This window comes from Burkholderia sp. BCC0398 (assembly GCF_902833245.1).
Classification (GTDB): Bacteria; Pseudomonadota; Gammaproteobacteria; order Burkholderiales; family Burkholderiaceae; genus Burkholderia; species Burkholderia sola.
This window is the reverse complement of sequence record NZ_CADFEM010000015.1, coordinates 112,002-126,746: the sequence shown is the minus strand read 5'-3', so window position 1 is coordinate 126,746 and position 14,745 is coordinate 112,002. Positions and strand designations below refer to the sequence as shown.

Below are 14,745 nucleotides of genomic sequence, written 5' to 3'. Positions count from 1 at the left end.
GGCCGCCGCGCCCGCGGGTGCGGCGGCCCGCATCGGACACATACGACGATTCCGCGAAAATCGAAAGGAACGGGAAAGATACGCGCAAGGCGTTCGTCTTGTTTGCGCGAAAACCGCGGGATTCCCGCGGCTTTCCGCTGATTTTTAATGGTTCGGATAGCGAAAAACGCCGCCGGTTGCCTATACTCGAATTGACCGGCCTGCGTACGACGGGCCGGACCCACTAGAAACACCCGGCATGGGACCGGGGTGAGCGCACGCGTGCCGTTTCGGGCCGATATCCCGCAGGGATGGAGCCGCCAGGCAAGCACTGAAGCGCCCACTTCGGCCGACACTGGAGACACGCATGACGACCTATTTCACGATCGGCGACTTCATTCTGTTGATTCCGATGGCGCTGGCCGGAGCGCTATTTCTCGGCGCGGTGCCATGCGCCACGCAATTCCGTCACAACCTGCTGCGCGTACTCGGCGTCATTCTCGGCGTCGGCGTCGCTGTGTTGCTCGTTGAAGGCCTGCCTGCGCTGATCTAGCGCCATCGGCGCGTGACGTGCGTCGCTGCCCCGCAGCGACGCGACGGACTGCCTGCGCGTGACCGATACGGCACGCGATGTTTCGCATCCCGTATCGACTTTCGATCAGATCGCCTGATCCGTGGAGGGCTTTTCCCACAGATTGATGCCGCCTTCCGTCGCGTAACGATCGATCTCCGTGAGTTCCTCAGCGGAGAATTCGAGGTTCTTCAACGCACCGACGTTCTCGCGCACCTGCTCGGCCCGGCTCGCACCGATCAGCGCGGACGTCACGCGGCCGTTACGCAGCACCCACGCCAGCGCCATCTGTGCAAGGCTCTGGCCGCGCCGTTCGGCGATCGCGTTGAGCTTGCGCACATGCTCGAGGTTGTCCGCGCTCAGGTGATCCTGCTTCAGCGAGCCGCCGCCCGGCTTGTTCACGCGCGCGTCGGCCGGCACGCCGTTCAGGTACTTCGACGTGAGCAGGCCCTGCGCGAGCGGCGTGAACGCGATGCTGCCCGCGCCGACGTCGTCGAGCGTACCGAGCAGATCCTCTTCGATCCAGCGGTTCAGCAGGTTGTACGACGGCTGGTGAATCAGCAGCGGCACCTTGTATTGCGCGAGCAGCGCGGCCATCTCGCGCGTCTTCGCGGCCGAGTACGACGAAATGCCGATATACAGCGCCTTGCCCTGCTGCACCGCCGATGCGAGCGCGCCGGCGGTTTCCTCGAGCGGCGTATGCGCGTCGAAACGGTGCGAGTAGAAGATGTCGACGTAGTCGAGCCCCATCCGCTGCAGGCTCTGGTCGAGGCTCGCCAGCACGTACTTGCGCGATCCGCCGCCGCTGCCGTACGGCCCCGGCCACATGTCCCAGCCGGCCTTCGTCGAGATCAGCAGCTCGTCGCGATACGGCCGGAAATCCTCCTTCAGCAGTCGGCCAAAGTTGGTTTCGGCGCTCCCGTACGGCGGCCCGTAGTTGTTCGCGAGGTCGAAGTGGTTGATGCCGAGGTCGAACGCGGTGCGCAGGATCTCGCGCTGCGTCGAGATCGGCGTCGAATCGCCGAAGTTGTGCCACAGACCGAGCGACAGGGCGGGCAGTTGGAGCCCGGATTTGCCGCAGGTGCGGTATTGCATGCCGGCATAACGTTCGGAAGCTGCTTCGTAGGCCATGAGTCTGTTCCGTCAGGACATCGGGGGAAGGGACGCGCGCCGGCCGCGCCCATGGCGCGACGGCGGCGAAGAAGTCATACGACGACTATGGTAGCGAAAGCGGCCGGATCGTGCACGGCGGCACGACGATGGACGCGACCGCGGCGCTCGCCTACACTGCGGCGTCTCGAATCACCGTTTCAGCGAGGTTGGTATGTCCCGGGTCATCTCGGTTGCACTGCTCGTCGGCGGCGTCGTGCTGCTGTATTTCGGCGGCCAGTCGTTCCATTCGATCAACGACAACGTGTCGCGCTTCTTCACCGGCTCGCCGGCGACGAAGACGATCCTGCTGATCGTCGGCGGCGCCGTCGCGTCGTTCGTCGGCCTGATCGGCCTCGCGATGCCGGGCGGCAAGCGCTGAGCGCGCCGCCGCGCGACATACGAACGGCCCGCGTCGCACGGCTCGGGCCGCGTCAAACGAAACGGGCGGCCAGGCCGCCCGTTGCTTCAAACGCCCGCGATGCGCCGCATCGCGTGACCGCCGCGGTGTCGCCGCCCGTCCGATCCGAACCTAGAACGGCACTTCCGGCTTCGACGCCGAGCGTGTGCCGGGCAGCGGCCGGTTGCTCGCGCCGTGATACGTGTACACGAGCGAGAACTTCACCTGGTCGGAACGGTTCTGCCCGGCCGAATGCAGCGTGTTGCTGTGGAAGAACACGACGTCGCCCGTCTGCAGCGACGGGCACGTGGCCGCGTCGATCATCCTGCGGTTTTCCGGCAGATCGCTGCGGAAGAACTTCGCGTCGTCGAACGCTTCCGGCCCGAATTCGGCCGTATGCGAACCCGGCACCAGCCACAGCGCGCCGTTCTCGTTGGTTTCCGGCCCGAGCGCAAGCCACACCGAGACCATGTCCGGGCGCTCGAACGCCCAGTAGCGGAAATCGCGATGCCAGCCGGTCAGGCTGCCGTACGCCGGGTGCTTCGTCATCATGCAGTTGTGATGCGCGCGCGACAGCACCGGCTCTTCACCGAAATACTCGCGCATCCATGCGCCGATCTCGGGCGCGATCGCGCGCGCGGCGAACGCCGGATCGCGCGAATACGCATCGAGCAGCCGTCGCACCGTATGCCCGCCCGGCGCATGCTTCGACTCGGGCGCGCCCGGATAGCGCAGGTCGGCCTCGAACTCGATCGGCTCGGCGGCCTCCCGCAACTGGCGCTCCGCGATCTGCCTGAGCGCCGCGCACTGCGCTTCGCCGACGAGGCCGCGCGCGACGACGAAGCCGCGCTCGCGCAATTCCGCGACTTGCGCGCGGATCGATTCCGACTGCAATGGAGACGACATGGGATGCCAGACGTTTATTGTGTGAATGTGACGATTGTAAATCGGCGCCGGATACCACGAACAGCGCCATTGTCGTGCGCAGGGGCATGCCAATCGCGGATTTGATCCAGCGCAAGGGAACTGTGCGACGCGGCGCCTGCCTCAGCGACAGGCGGTATGCGGCACACGCGTTGCGGCACAAGGGTTTATCGCGACTTTTGCGCGTCATGAATCCCCTGTAGCCTGACGCGGCCTGTCAATTCTGGCGGGCGCGGCGCGCAACGGGTTTCGATAAGATCCGTTGCGTCATCCGAGGCCGTTCATACCAGTGTGCTCTGCAGGGCGCCACCCATACAAGCGAAGCATCGTTCACATGCCATTCCGTCTGACTTCCCGTTTCAACCGCACTGCCAAGCGCGTCGTGTCGCCCGCTCCTGTCCGCTCGCTGCGCCATCATCGCGCACGCACGCAGGCGCTGGCCGAACGTACGCACCCGCACAGCCGGCTGGACGGCATCCGTGCGTGGTTCCACGCGTTTTTCTCGATGATGAGCGCGCAGGCGTTCGCTCGCCGCGCCGGCCTGCGCTCGCTGCTGCAGAAGCCGTCGTCGCTGCGCGCGCTCGCGCTGCGCCGCAAGCTCGGCCCGCAGCGCCGCATCAACCGCCCGCGCCGCCTCGCGGCCAGCAACGGCTGGTTCGGGTTCGGCGCGCGTTGAGCGGGCGCCCGGCGGGCGTTGTCCGCCCGATCGCCACCGTTGCCCCGGCGATCGAACCCATAAAAAAACCCCGGCCTGGCCGGGGTTTTTCATTTCAGGCGGACGACGCTTACGCGACGCGTGCCGTCGGCTCCACGCCGGCCGCTTCGGCCAGCACGAGCGCCTTGTCGGTCGCTTCCCACGAGAATTCCGGCTCTTCGCGGCCGAAATGGCCGTAAGCTGCCGTCTTCTCGTAGATCGGGCGCAGCAGGTCGAGCATCTTGATGATGCCCTTCGGACGCAGATCGAAATGCTCGCGCACGAGCTTCGTGATCACCGCATCCGACACGCGGCCCGTGCCGAACGTGTTGACCATCACCGAGGTCGGCTCGGCCACGCCGATCGCGTACGACACCTGGATCAGCGCGCGCGACGCGAGGCCGGCCGCGACGATGTTCTTCGCGACGTAGCGGCCCGCATACGCAGCCGAACGGTCGACCTTCGACGGATCCTTGCCCGAGAACGCGCCGCCGCCGTGCGGTGCGGCACCGCCGTAGGTATCGACGATGATCTTGCGGCCGGTCAGGCCGCAATCGCCTTGCGGGCCGCCGATCACGAACCGGCCGGTCGGGTTCACGAGGAACTTGATGTCGCCCTTGATCAGGTCGGCCGGCAGCGTCGGCTTGATGATTTCCTCGATCACCGCTTCGCGCAGCGCCGGCAGCTCGATGTCCGGCGCATGCTGCGTCGACAGCACGACGGTGTCGATCGAATCGGGCTTGCCGTCGACGTAGCGGACGGTGACCTGCGACTTCGCGTCCGGACGCAGCCATTGCAGGCGACCGTCGCGGCGCAGGCTGGCCTGGCGCTCGACGAGCCGGTGCGACAGGTAGATCGGCAGCGGCATCAGTTCCGGCGTTTCGTCGCACGCATAGCCGAACATCAGGCCCTGGTCGCCCGCGCCTTGGTCGAGGTTGTCGTCGTGCGCGCGATCGACGCCCTGCGCGATGTCCGGCGACTGCTTGTCGTACGCGACGAGCACCGCGCAACCCTTGTAGTCGATGCCGTAGTCGGTGTTGTCGTAGCCGATGCGCTTGATCGTATCGCGCGCGATCTGGATGTAATCGATGTTGGCCGTCGTGGTGATTTCACCAGCCAGCACGACGAGACCCGTGTTGCACAGCGTTTCGGCCGCAACGCGGGAGTATTTGTCCTGCTCGAGGATGGCGTCGAGAATCGCGTCCGAGATTTGGTCCGCGACCTTGTCCGGATGGCCTTCGGAGACGGATTCGGACGTGAAGAGATAATCGTTTGCCACTTTTTCAGGCTCCTGTGTGGTTACGGTTGGTTTCACGTAGCCAGCTTCGTTGGGCCTGAAGCGGCGACGCTTTAGCGGATTACCAGGACCGGGCAGCGTGTGTCGCGCCAGCCGGCTTCGCCCCGCAAGTTGTCAGTTAACTCGGCGAAGCCCGTATTATAGCGGCTTTCCTGAATTGTCACAGAGCGCCGCCCGTGCTGCATCTTCCGCTGTCTTACCACCCTGTTCGCAACGTGCCGGCCAGCCGGCCCCACGGAGATTCCGCATGCTAGGCCGCCTCGGCACGCACCTCGCCATCGGCTTGCTGAAGCTGCTCGCCCTGCTGCCGTACGGTCTGACCGCACGGTTCGGCGATGGCCTCGGCTGGCTGCTGTATCAGATCCCCAGCCGGCGAAAGCGCATCGTACATACGAATCTGAAACTCTGCTTCCCCGACTGGAGCGACGAACGGCGCGAGGAAGTGGCCGGCCAGCATTTCCGTCATGCGATCCGCAGCTACGTCGAGCGCAGCGTCCAGTGGTTCGGCTCGGAGAAGAAGCTCGCGAAGCTGATCCAGGTCGACAGCGCGGTCGATCTCGACGATCCCGACCTGCCGCCGACGCTGTTCCTCGGCCTGCACTTCGTCGGCATCGAGGCCGGTTCGATCTGGCTGAACCGGTCGCTGCACCGCCGCTGCGGATCGCTTTACCAGCCGTTCTCGAACGCGGTGCTCGAGGAAGAGGCGAAGAAGGCGCGCGGGCGCTTCGACGCCGAGATGGTCGGCCGCGCGGACAGCGCGCGCGTCGTGCTGCGCTGGCTGCGCGACCGCAAGCCGGTGATGCTCGGCGCGGACATGGACTACGGGCTGCGCAACTCGACGTTCGTCCCGTTCTTCGGCGTGCCGGCCTGCACGCTGACGGCCGTCGGCCGGCTCGCGAAGACGGGCCGCGCGCAGGTCGTGCCGTTCATCGGCGAGGTGCTGCCGAACTACAAGGGCTACCGTCTGAAGGTATTCAAGCCGTGGGATCACTACCCGACCGGCGACGACGATCTCGACGCGCGGCGGATGAACGCATTCCTCGAGGAACAGATTCCGCTGATGCCCGAGCAGTACTACTGGGTGCACAAGCGCTTCAAGACGCGCCCGCCCGGCGAGCCGAGCCTGTACTGACCCTGCCGCGACGTTCGCGGGTGCGCCGCCATGCGCGCGCCTGCGCCCTCGCCACCTTCGGCGCGCCCTTCGCGCGCGCCTGCCCGAGATCGTAGGCCGACTGCTGCGCGAGCCACAGATCGGCCTTTCCCCCGTTTTCCTCGCCGAGCCACGCCTCGAGCCGCAACGCCATGTCCAGTCGGCCGATCGGCAAATAGCGCCCCTTCCCATCTGCACGACAGACGCGCGGCCCCGCCCGCGCGGGACGCCCCTGTCGGCTGCATGTATCATTTGCGGTTGAGATCAGCACGACGAACGAGGCCGCCCGGCATGGCCGGCGGCCGTCCGTGTCGTGCCGACCGCCTTGTTCGCCATGGAATTCCGGACCCAGTGAAACTCTCGTTCACCAAGATGCACGGCGCGGGCAACGACTTCGTCGTGCTCGACGGCTATTCGCGCGCGCTGCCGCCGCTCACCGACGCGCAGGTGCGCGCGCTCGCCAACCGCCACTTCGGCATCGGCGCCGACCAGTTGCTGCTGGTCGAGAAGCCGACCGTCGACGGCGCGGATTTCAAGTACCGGATCTTCAATTGCGACGGCGGCGAGGTCGAACACTGCGGCAACGGCGCGCGCTGTTTCGTGAAGTTCGTCAGCGACCGCGGCCTGACCGACAAGCGCAGCGTGCGCGTGCAGGTCATGAAGGGCCTGATTACGCTGACGCTGCAGGACAACGGCGAAGTCGTCGTCGACATGGGCGCGCCCGTGTTCGCGCCGGCACAGGTGCCGTTCGATACGGCCGGTCCAGGCGCGACGGGCCTCGACGGCCGCAAGGAAGGCAACGACACGCTGTGGCCGCTCGACGTCGGCGGCGCGACGCGCTGGATCTCGACGGTGTCGATGGGCAACCCGCACGCGGTGCAGGTCGTCGACGATGTCGAGGCGTATCCGGTGCTGGAAGAAGGCCCGCTGATCGAGCGCCATGCGCGCTTCCCGCAGCGCGTGAACGCCGGCTTCATGCAGATCGTGTCGCGCCACGAGGTGAAGCTGCGCGTGTACGAACGCGGCGCGGGCGAGACGCTCGCGTGCGGCACCGGCGCATGCGCGGCGGTCGCGGCCGGCATCCGGCGCGGCGTGCTCGATTCGCCCGTGACCGTGCACACCCACGGCGGCACGCTGACGATCGGCTGGGACGGCGCGCGCGACGAAGCCGCCGCGCTGATGATGGCCGGCCCCGCCACGACCGTGTTCGAAGGCGAGATCGACCTGAACGCCTGACCCTGCAACGTCCTTGATAACTGAACGCGCCAGCCACATGAACGATCGCGAAGTCGCCGACTACCTGCTCGCCAATCCCGAATTCTTCGCGCAGCACGCCGAGCTGCTCGCGACGATCCGTCTCGCGAACCCGCACGGCAAGGCCGCGATCTCGCTGCAGGAGCGGCAGATGGAGATGCTGCGCGACAAGAACAAGCATCTCGAGCGCCGGCTCGCCGAACTCGTGCGCTACGGCCACGAGAACGACAGCCTGTCCGCGAAGTTCAGCCGCTGGACCGCGCGCGTGATCGCGGAACGCGATCCGTACGCGCTGCCGCGCACGATCGCCGACGGCATCGCCGACGTGTTCGACGTGCCGCAGACGGCGCTGCGCGTGTGGGACGTCGCCGACACCTACGCGCAAGCCGATTTCGCCCGCCAGGTCGGCGAGGAAGTGCGCCTGTTCGCGAACGGCCTGTCGACGCCGTACTGCGGCGCGAACACGGGCTTCGAGGCCGCCCAGTGGCTCGCCCCCGCGCTCGCCGCCCCGGCCGCGAGCGCGGCGGAAGGCGCCGAAGCCGCGCCGGCCGGCGACGGTGCGGCCGCATCGGTCGCGCTGCTCGCGCTGCGCGCGCCGCTCGCCGGCAACGACGCGCCCGCGTTCGGCCTGCTCGTGCTCGGCTCGCCCGATCCGCGCCGCTTCCACGACGGGATGGCGACCGACTTCCTCGCGCAGATCGCGACGCTCGCGAGCGCCGCGCTCACGCGCCTGCTGCCGCACTGATCCGCCGCACGCGATGACCGACGATCCGATCGCCGCCTACCTGTCGAACCTGAAGCATGTCAGGCAGTTGTCGGAACACACGCTGCGCGCGTACACGCACGAACTGGACGAACTGAAGAAGCTCGCGGCCGGCCGGCCGCTCGACGCATTGACCGCCGCCGACATGCGCGGCGCGGTCGTGCGCGGGCACGCGGCCGGGCTGTCCGCGCGCTCGATCTCGCACCGGCTTTCCGCATGGCGTGCGTTCTATCGTTGGTTCGCGCAGCGCGTCGAGATGCCCGCGAATCCCGTCGCCGGGGTCCGCGCGCCCAAACGCGAGAAATCGCTGCCCAAAGCGCTGTCGGTCGACGATGCGGTCACGCTCATGGATACGCCGCTGCCCGACACGACCGAAGGCATCCGCGATCACGCGATCCTCGAGCTGTTCTATTCGTCGGGGCTGCGCCTCGCCGAGCTGGTCGGGCTCGACGTCCGGTACACGCAGGCCGACGGCTACCGCTCGGCCGGCTGGCTCGACCTCGCCGAAGCCGAGGTCACCGTGCGCGGCAAGGGCAACAAGGAGCGCAAGGTGCCGGTCGGCCGCAAGGCGATCGACGCGCTGAACGCGTGGCTCGCGGTGCGCGACGAATTCGTGAAGCACGATCCGCATCCGCTGTTCGTGTCGGTGCGCGGCAACCGGATGTCGCCGGGCGTCGTGCGCGAGCGCGTGAAGCGCGCGGCGCTCGCCGCCGGCATTCCCGCCAACGTCCACCCGCACGTGCTGCGCCACTCGTTCGCGACGCACGTGCTGCAGTCGAGCGGCGACCTGCGCGCGGTGCAGGAACTGCTCGGCCACGCGAGCGTCGCCGCGACGCAGATCTATACGTCGCTCGACTTCCAGCATCTCGCGAAGATTTACGACAGCGCGCATCCGCGCGCGAAGAAGCGCGACTGACGCGCGCCCCGTGTTACCCGCCGCGCGCGGCGGCCGGCACCGGCCGGCGTCGCGCGCGGCCCATTTCGATCTCATCATGCAAACCGTCACCCTCAAGCCGTCCAAGGAAAAATCGCTGCTGCGCCGCCATCCGTGGATCTACGCCAATGCGATCGACCGCGTCGACGGCAAGCCCGCGCCCGGCGCGACCGTGCTCGTGCGCGCGCACGACGGCCGCTTCCTCGCGCGCGGCGCGTACAGCCCGCAGTCGCAGATCCGCGTGCGGGTGTGGAGCTTCGACGAGCACGAGCCGATCGATCACGCGTTCTTCAAGCGCCGCGTGCAGCGCGCGGTCGCGCACCGCACGACGATGGTGTCGGGCACGGGCGCGGTGCGGCTCGTGTTCGGCGAAGCCGACGGGCTGCCGGGGCTGGTCGTCGACTACTACGTCGCGGATACCGCCGAAGCCGGCGCCGCGCCGCGCGGCCAGCTCGTCTGCCAGTTCATGGCCGCGGGCGTCGAAGCGTGGAAGGACGCGATCGTCGCGGCGCTCACCGGCGCGACCGGCTGCCCGAACGTGTACGAGCGCTCGGACGTGTCGATCCGCGACAAGGAAGGGCTGGAACAGACGACCGGCGTGCTGGCCGGCGACGCGCCGCCCGCGACGCTGATCGCGAACGAAAACGGCGTGCGCTATCACGTCGACGTGCCGAACGGCCACAAGACGGGCTTCTACGTCGACCAGCGCGACAACCGCGCGCTCGTCGCGCAGTACGCGGCCGACCGCGACGTGCTGAACTGCTTCTGCTACACCGGCGGCTTCTCGCTCGCGGCGCTCAAGGGCGGCGCGAAACGCGTCGTATCGATCGATTCGTCGGGCGATGCGCTCGCGCTCGCGCAGCAGAACGTCGTCGCCAACGGCTTCGACGCCGAACGCGCGACCTGGCTCGACGCCGATGCGTTCAAGACGCTGCGCCGCCTCGTCGACGAAGGCGAGCGTTTCGACCTGATCGTGCTCGATCCGCCGAAGTTCGCGCCGACGCGCGACAGCGTCGATCGTGCGGCGCGCGCGTACAAGGACATCAACCTGAGCGGCTTCAAGCTGCTGCGTCCGGGCGGCCTGCTGTTCACGTACTCGTGCTCGGGCGCGATCGACATGGACCTGTTCCAGAAGATCGTCGCGGGCGCGGCCGCCGACGCGAAGGTCGACGCGCGCATCCTGAAACGGCTCGGCGCGGGCGTCGATCATCCGCTGCTCGCCGCGTTCCCGGAAGGCGAATATCTGAAGGGCCTGCTGTTGCAAATCGTCTGATCGCCCCGATCTAGCGCGGACAACCGCGCCCGTCCCATTGGCGGCGCTGCGTTGCCGCCTGTCGTCCGGACGACGGGCGGGAACTTGACAGGTATGTTTCAATTGTTGGTTGTGCGCCCCGGCTCGCAGCGCGAGGGCGCGACGCACATCCTGTTTTGACCCCGATTCACGAACCACAGGCGATTGACATGGCCACTCCCGTCACCATCCTCACCGGCTTCCTCGGCAGCGGCAAGACGACGCTGCTCAAGCGCATCCTGAACGAACAGCACGGCATGAAGATCGCCGTGATCGAGAACGAGTTCGGTGAAGAGAACATCGACAACGAAATCCTCATCCAGGATTCGAACGAGCAGATCATCCAGATGAGCAACGGCTGCATCTGCTGCACGATCCGCGGCGACCTCGCGCGCACGCTCGGCGATCTCGCCGCGAAGAAGCGCGAAGGCAAGCTCGACTTCGACCGCATCGTGATCGAGACGACCGGCCTCGCGAACCCGGGCCCCGTCGCCCAGACGTTCTTCATCGACAGCGAAATCGCCGACGATTTCCTGCTCGACGCGGTCATCACGCTGGTCGACGCGAAGCACGCGAACGCGCAGCTCGACGAACACGAGGTCGTGCAGCGCCAGGTCGGTTTCGCCGATCGCCTGTTCATCACGAAGTCGGACCTCGTCGACGACCAGACTGTCGCGGGCCTCAAGCACCGCCTGATGCACATGAACCCGAAGGCCGCGATCAAGGTCGTGAATTTCGGCGAAGCGGACATCAAGGAAATCTTCGACCTGCGCGGCTTCAACCTGAACGCGAAGCTCGAGATCGATCCCGATTTCCTCGCCGAGGACGATCACGCGCACGCTCACCACGATCACGGTCATGATCACGATCACGCGAATTGCGACCACGATCACGGTCAATGCGCGCACGATCACGACCATGGCCACCATCATCACCACCACCACGCGCACCACGACGACAAGATCAAGTCGTTCGTGTACCGCAACGACCGCCCGTTCGACCCGAACAAGCTGGAAGACTTCCTCGGCGGCATCCTGCAGATCTACGGCGAGCGGATGCTGCGCTACAAGGGCGTGCTGTACATGAAGGGCGTCGACCGCAAGGTCGTGTTCCAGGGCGTGCACCAGATGATGGGCAGCGACCTCGCGGCGAAGTGGCTGCCGGTCGAGAAGAAGACCAACAAGATGGTGTTCATCGGCGTCGACCTGCCGCAGGACCTGATCACCGACGGCCTCGACGCCTGCCTCGCCTGACCCGCGCGGGCGCCCGCCGCGCCCCGCCGCCCGGCCGCCAGCCCGGGCGGTGGCGGCCGCCGCGCGGCGCCTTTTTCGGGCAGGGTTTCGCCGTCATCGCTTTTTCGCGATTTGCGCGTTATATTTTCTAGATATTGGCGCAGCCGACGGGGATCGACCCGATACGGCGCCCGCTTGCGATTCAGTTACAATACGTGCCCGCTGGAGTACGGCAACAAACAGGCCCGGTTCTTGCTGAACCAGTTTTCCGGGCATCGCAACCGCGCCGGATCGCCCATCCGCCTCCCGGCCGCGGCCGATGCGATGTGCCGCGCAGCACACCGGTTCGCAGCGCGCACAACTCCGCGCCAGGCCTATCCTGGTATTTGAGAACCGGTTTCCAGAGGCTTTCGGCCCCGCGGCGGCAAATCGCAAATGAATGCAAACGCGGTTGCGGGTAATCCCAAAGTGCAGGCAATATCTCTCGATTTGCCGCACATTGAAGAAGCAAGCAGATGACGAAGAAACTCTTGACCGAAGCCGAAATCCTGAAGATGAGCGACAAGGATTACATGAATGAGGATCAGCTCGCCTTCTTCAAAAATCGGCTCGAACAGTTGCAGGCGGACATCCTCAAGAATGCAGGCCAGACGACCGAGAACCTGCGCGAGACGGTGATCGTCCCCGATCCCGCCGACCGCGCGACGATCGAGGAAGAGCACGCGCTCGAGCTGCGTACGCGCGACCGCGAACGCAAGCTCCTCAAGAAGGTTCAGCAGTCGCTCGCCCGCATCGATTCCGGCGATTACGGCTGGTGCGAGGAAACCGGCGAGCCGATCGGCATTCCGCGCCTGCTCGCGCGTCCGACCGCCACGCTGTCGCTCGAGGCGCAGGAGCGCCGCGAGCTGCGCCAGAAGCTGTTCGGCGACTGATCGGGCGGCATTCCGCTCAAACACGCTGCTTCCCGAAAGCGCGCGGCCTGCCGCGCGCTTTTTGTTTTTCCGGCACCGATTCCCGGCCGCCGGCCGATTTGCCTTCCCCTCTTGATATCCCGGCGCCCGCCCTAAAATGAAACGGACGCGCGCCGGGCCGCTTCCCGGCGCACTGCGAGATTTACGCGGCGGCGCCCCGCGCCCCCGCCTTCCCCCGTTTTTCTCAAGGAACGCAGATGGAGCAATTTCACGGCACGACCATCGTTTCGGTCCGGCGCGGCGACAAGGTCGCGCTCGGCGGCGACGGCCAGGTAACCCTCGGCAACATCGTCATGAAGGGTGGCGCGCGGAAAGTGCGGCGGATCTACAACAACCAGGTGCTGGTCGGATTCGCGGGCGGCACCGCCGATGCGTTCTCGCTGCTCGACCGCTTCGAGGCGAAGCTCGAGAAGCACCAGGGCAACCTGACCCGTGCGGCCGTCGAGCTCGCGAAGGACTGGCGCACCGACCGGATGCTGCGCCGCCTCGAGGCGATGCTGATCACGGCCGATGCGACCACCACGCTCGTGATCACCGGCAATGGCGACGTGCTCGACCCGGAAGGCGGGATCTGCGCGATTGGCTCGGGCGGTGCGTACGCGCAGGCCGCGGCCCGCGCGCTCGTCGAGAACACCGAGCTGTCGCCGCGCGAGATCGTCGAGAAGTCGCTCGGGATCGCCGGCGACATGTGCATCTACACGAACCACAACCGCATCATCGAAACGATCGAGTAAGGACAGCCCCATGAGCACCATGACCCCTGCCGAGATCGTCTCGGAACTCGACAAGCACATCATCGGCCAGGCGAAGGCGAAGAAGGCCGTCGCCGTCGCGCTGCGCAACCGCTGGCGCCGCCAGCAGGTCGCCGAGCCGCTGCGCCAGGAAATCACGCCGAAGAACATCCTGATGATCGGGCCGACGGGCGTCGGCAAGACCGAAATCGCGCGCCGCCTCGCGAAGCTCGCCGATGCGCCGTTCATCAAGATCGAAGCGACCAAGTTCACCGAAGTCGGCTACGTCGGCCGCGACGTCGACAGCATCGTGCGCGACCTGATCGAGATCTCGGTCAAGCAGACGCGCGAATCCGAAATGCGCAAGGTGCGCAGCAAGGCGACCGACCAGGCCGAAGACCGCATCCTCGACATCCTGCTGCCGCAACCGCGCGCGGTCGGCTTCGGCGGCAATGCCGAGCACGCGAACGACGACAACAACGCAACCCGTCAGACGTTCCGCAAGCGCCTGCGCGAAGGCCAGCTCGACGACAAGGAAGTCGAGCTCGACCTCGAGCAGCCGTCGGTCGGCATGGACATCATGGCGCCGCCCGGGATGGAAGAGATGACCGAGCAGATCCGCTCGATGTTCTCGAACCTCGGCAGCGGCAAGAAGCAGCGCCGCAAGGTGAAAATCAAGGAAGCGCTGAAGCTGCTGACCGACGAGGAAGCGGCGAAGATGCTGAACGAAGAGGAAGTGAAGACGAAGGCCGTGCAGAACGTCGAGCAGAACGGCATCGTGTTCCTCGACGAGATCGACAAGATCACGTCGCGCAACAACGAAGGCAGCGGCGGCGAAGTGTCGCGCCAGGGCGTGCAGCGCGACCTGCTGCCGCTCGTCGAAGGCACGACGGTCAACACGAAGTACGGGATGGTGAAGACCGATCACATCCTGTTCATCGCGAGCGGCGCGTTCCACCTCGCGAAGCCGAGCGACCTGATTCCGGAACTGCAGGGCCGCTTCCCGATCCGCGTCGAACTCGATTCGCTGTCGGTGAACGACTTCGAAGCGATCCTCGTCGCGACCGACGCGAGCCTCGTCAAGCAGTACCAGGCGCTGCTCGCGACCGAAGACGTACAGCTCGAATTCGCCGACGACGGCATCCGCCGTCTCGCGGAGATCGCGTTCGCGGTCAACGAGAAAACCGAGAACATCGGCGCGCGCCGGCTGTACACGGTGATCGAGAAACTGCTCGAGGAAGTGTCGTTCTCGGCGGGCAACCATGCGAGCGAGCGCGTGACGATCGACGCGAAGTATGTCGACCGCGCACTCGGCGAAGTGTCGCAGGACGAAGACCTGTCGCGCTACGTGCTGTAACGCGCGCGGCGCCGGATGCGAGACGGGCGGCCCCTTCGGGGGTCGCCC

15 protein-coding genes and 1 pseudogene are annotated in these 14,745 nt (G+C 66.6%); 12 read left to right on the top strand and 4 right to left on the bottom strand.

Annotated features, from left to right (window positions below; all coding sequences use genetic code 11):
• The first annotated feature begins 346 nt into the window (after positions 1 to 346).
• Positions 347 to 532, top strand: a complete 186-nt coding sequence (locus HWX76_RS28710) for a hypothetical protein (protein WP_006482800.1) — start codon at positions 347 to 349, stop codon at positions 530 to 532.
• 105 nt (positions 533 to 637) lie between these two features.
• Here the strand turns inward: HWX76_RS28710 and mgrA are convergent, their stop codons facing one another.
• Positions 638 to 1,681: an L-glyceraldehyde 3-phosphate reductase gene (mgrA, locus tag HWX76_RS28705; protein ID WP_050017943.1), complete on the bottom strand. Its 1,044-nt coding sequence runs from the start codon at positions 1,679 to 1,681 to the stop codon at positions 638 to 640.
• Positions 1,682 to 1,874: 193 nt separating this feature from the next.
• Here mgrA and HWX76_RS28700 point away from each other — a divergent pair, with 193 nt between their 5' ends.
• On the top strand, positions 1,875 to 2,081 hold the full coding sequence (locus HWX76_RS28700) for a DUF3185 family protein (protein ID WP_006477510.1): 207 nt from the start codon (positions 1,875 to 1,877) through the stop codon (positions 2,079 to 2,081).
• 150 nt (positions 2,082 to 2,231) lie between these two features.
• On the opposite strand, the gene HWX76_RS28695 is transcribed toward HWX76_RS28700, so the two are convergent.
• Positions 2,232 to 3,005, bottom strand: coding sequence for a phytanoyl-CoA dioxygenase family protein (locus HWX76_RS28695; protein WP_050017942.1), 774 nt, complete (start codon positions 3,003 to 3,005; stop codon positions 2,232 to 2,234).
• Positions 3,006 to 3,357: 352 nt separating this feature from the next.
• Here HWX76_RS28695 and HWX76_RS28690 point away from each other — a divergent pair, with 352 nt between their 5' ends.
• Positions 3,358 to 3,699 carry a hypothetical protein gene (locus tag HWX76_RS28690; protein ID WP_050017941.1) on the top strand — a complete coding sequence of 114 codons (342 nt, stop codon included), beginning with the start codon at positions 3,358 to 3,360 and terminating at the stop codon, positions 3,697 to 3,699.
• A gap of 109 nt (positions 3,700 to 3,808) precedes the next feature.
• On the opposite strand, the gene metK is transcribed toward HWX76_RS28690, so the two are convergent.
• Entirely contained in the window at positions 3,809 to 4,996 is a 1,188-nt protein-coding gene (gene metK / locus HWX76_RS28685) for a methionine adenosyltransferase (RefSeq protein ID WP_050017940.1), read from the bottom strand.
• A gap of 265 nt (positions 4,997 to 5,261) precedes the next feature.
• On the opposite strand from metK, the gene lpxL reads away from it, so the two are divergent.
• The gene (lpxL, locus tag HWX76_RS28680) at positions 5,262 to 6,146 is read left to right on the top strand and encodes a lauroyl acyltransferase LpxL (protein WP_089488908.1); all 885 of its coding nucleotides are present in this window, start codon (positions 5,262 to 5,264) and stop codon (positions 6,144 to 6,146) included.
• 34 nt (positions 6,147 to 6,180) lie between these two features.
• Here the strand turns inward: lpxL and HWX76_RS28675 are convergent.
• Positions 6,181 to 6,321: pseudogene (locus HWX76_RS28675) on the bottom strand (addiction module antidote protein, HigA family); the annotation flags it as partial.
• A gap of 134 nt (positions 6,322 to 6,455) precedes the next feature.
• Here HWX76_RS28675 and dapF point away from each other — a divergent pair.
• The 8 genes from dapF to hslU all read left to right on the top strand — a co-directional run bounded on the left by dapF (position 6,456) and on the right by hslU (position 14,697).
• Positions 6,456 to 7,400 carry a diaminopimelate epimerase gene (gene dapF / locus HWX76_RS28670; RefSeq protein WP_176016705.1) on the top strand — a complete coding sequence of 315 codons (945 nt, stop codon included), beginning with the start codon at positions 6,456 to 6,458 and terminating at the stop codon, positions 7,398 to 7,400.
• A gap of 37 nt (positions 7,401 to 7,437) precedes the next feature.
• On the top strand, positions 7,438 to 8,163 hold the full coding sequence (locus HWX76_RS28665) for a DUF484 family protein (protein ID WP_050017936.1): 726 nt from the start codon (positions 7,438 to 7,440) through the stop codon (positions 8,161 to 8,163).
• Positions 8,164 to 8,176: 13 nt separating this feature from the next.
• On the top strand, positions 8,177 to 9,097 hold the full coding sequence (xerC, locus tag HWX76_RS28660) for a tyrosine recombinase XerC (protein ID WP_089488909.1): 921 nt from the start codon (positions 8,177 to 8,179) through the stop codon (positions 9,095 to 9,097).
• A gap of 76 nt (positions 9,098 to 9,173) precedes the next feature.
• Positions 9,174 to 10,388, top strand: a complete 1,215-nt coding sequence (locus tag HWX76_RS28655) for a class I SAM-dependent rRNA methyltransferase (RefSeq protein WP_050017945.1) — start codon at positions 9,174 to 9,176, stop codon at positions 10,386 to 10,388.
• 188 nt (positions 10,389 to 10,576) lie between these two features.
• Positions 10,577 to 11,659, top strand: a complete 1,083-nt coding sequence (locus tag HWX76_RS28650) for a GTP-binding protein (RefSeq protein ID WP_176016704.1) — start codon at positions 10,577 to 10,579, stop codon at positions 11,657 to 11,659.
• A 494-nt stretch (positions 11,660 to 12,153) separates the two neighbouring features.
• On the top strand, positions 12,154 to 12,570 hold the full coding sequence (dksA, locus tag HWX76_RS28645) for an RNA polymerase-binding protein DksA (protein WP_006477498.1): 417 nt from the start codon (positions 12,154 to 12,156) through the stop codon (positions 12,568 to 12,570).
• A 236-nt stretch (positions 12,571 to 12,806) separates the two neighbouring features.
• Entirely contained in the window at positions 12,807 to 13,343 is a 537-nt protein-coding gene (hslV, locus tag HWX76_RS28640) for an ATP-dependent protease subunit HslV (RefSeq protein ID WP_006477497.1), read from the top strand.
• Between the two features lie 10 nt (positions 13,344 to 13,353).
• Positions 13,354 to 14,697, top strand: a complete 1,344-nt coding sequence (hslU, locus tag HWX76_RS28635) for an ATP-dependent protease ATPase subunit HslU (RefSeq protein ID WP_050017933.1) — start codon at positions 13,354 to 13,356, stop codon at positions 14,695 to 14,697.
• Positions 14,698 to 14,745 lie beyond the last annotated feature (48 nt).

Excerpts from the sequence above, each read along its gene's own strand:
- HWX76_RS28710 (WP_006482800.1), top strand. The coding sequence starts at position 347 with ATGACGACCTATTTCACGATCGGCGACTTCATTCTGTTGATTCCGATG.
- mgrA (WP_050017943.1), bottom strand. The coding sequence starts at position 1,681 with ATGGCCTACGAAGCAGCTTCCGAACGTTATGCCGGCATGCAATACCGC.
- HWX76_RS28700 (WP_006477510.1), top strand. The coding sequence starts at position 1,875 with ATGTCCCGGGTCATCTCGGTTGCACTGCTCGTCGGCGGCGTCGTGCTG.
- HWX76_RS28695 (WP_050017942.1), bottom strand. The coding sequence starts at position 3,005 with ATGTCGTCTCCATTGCAGTCGGAATCGATCCGCGCGCAAGTCGCGGAA.
- HWX76_RS28690 (WP_050017941.1), top strand. The coding sequence starts at position 3,358 with ATGCCATTCCGTCTGACTTCCCGTTTCAACCGCACTGCCAAGCGCGTC.
- lpxL (WP_089488908.1), top strand. The coding sequence starts at position 5,262 with ATGCTAGGCCGCCTCGGCACGCACCTCGCCATCGGCTTGCTGAAGCTG.
- dapF (WP_176016705.1), top strand. The coding sequence starts at position 6,456 with ATGGCCGGCGGCCGTCCGTGTCGTGCCGACCGCCTTGTTCGCCATGGA.
- HWX76_RS28665 (WP_050017936.1), top strand. The coding sequence starts at position 7,438 with ATGAACGATCGCGAAGTCGCCGACTACCTGCTCGCCAATCCCGAATTC.
- xerC (WP_089488909.1), top strand. The coding sequence starts at position 8,177 with ATGACCGACGATCCGATCGCCGCCTACCTGTCGAACCTGAAGCATGTC.
- HWX76_RS28655 (WP_050017945.1), top strand. The coding sequence starts at position 9,174 with ATGCAAACCGTCACCCTCAAGCCGTCCAAGGAAAAATCGCTGCTGCGC.
- HWX76_RS28650 (WP_176016704.1), top strand. The coding sequence starts at position 10,577 with ATGGCCACTCCCGTCACCATCCTCACCGGCTTCCTCGGCAGCGGCAAG.
- dksA (WP_006477498.1), top strand. The coding sequence starts at position 12,154 with ATGACGAAGAAACTCTTGACCGAAGCCGAAATCCTGAAGATGAGCGAC.
- hslV (WP_006477497.1), top strand. The coding sequence starts at position 12,807 with ATGGAGCAATTTCACGGCACGACCATCGTTTCGGTCCGGCGCGGCGAC.
- hslU (WP_050017933.1), top strand. The coding sequence starts at position 13,354 with ATGAGCACCATGACCCCTGCCGAGATCGTCTCGGAACTCGACAAGCAC.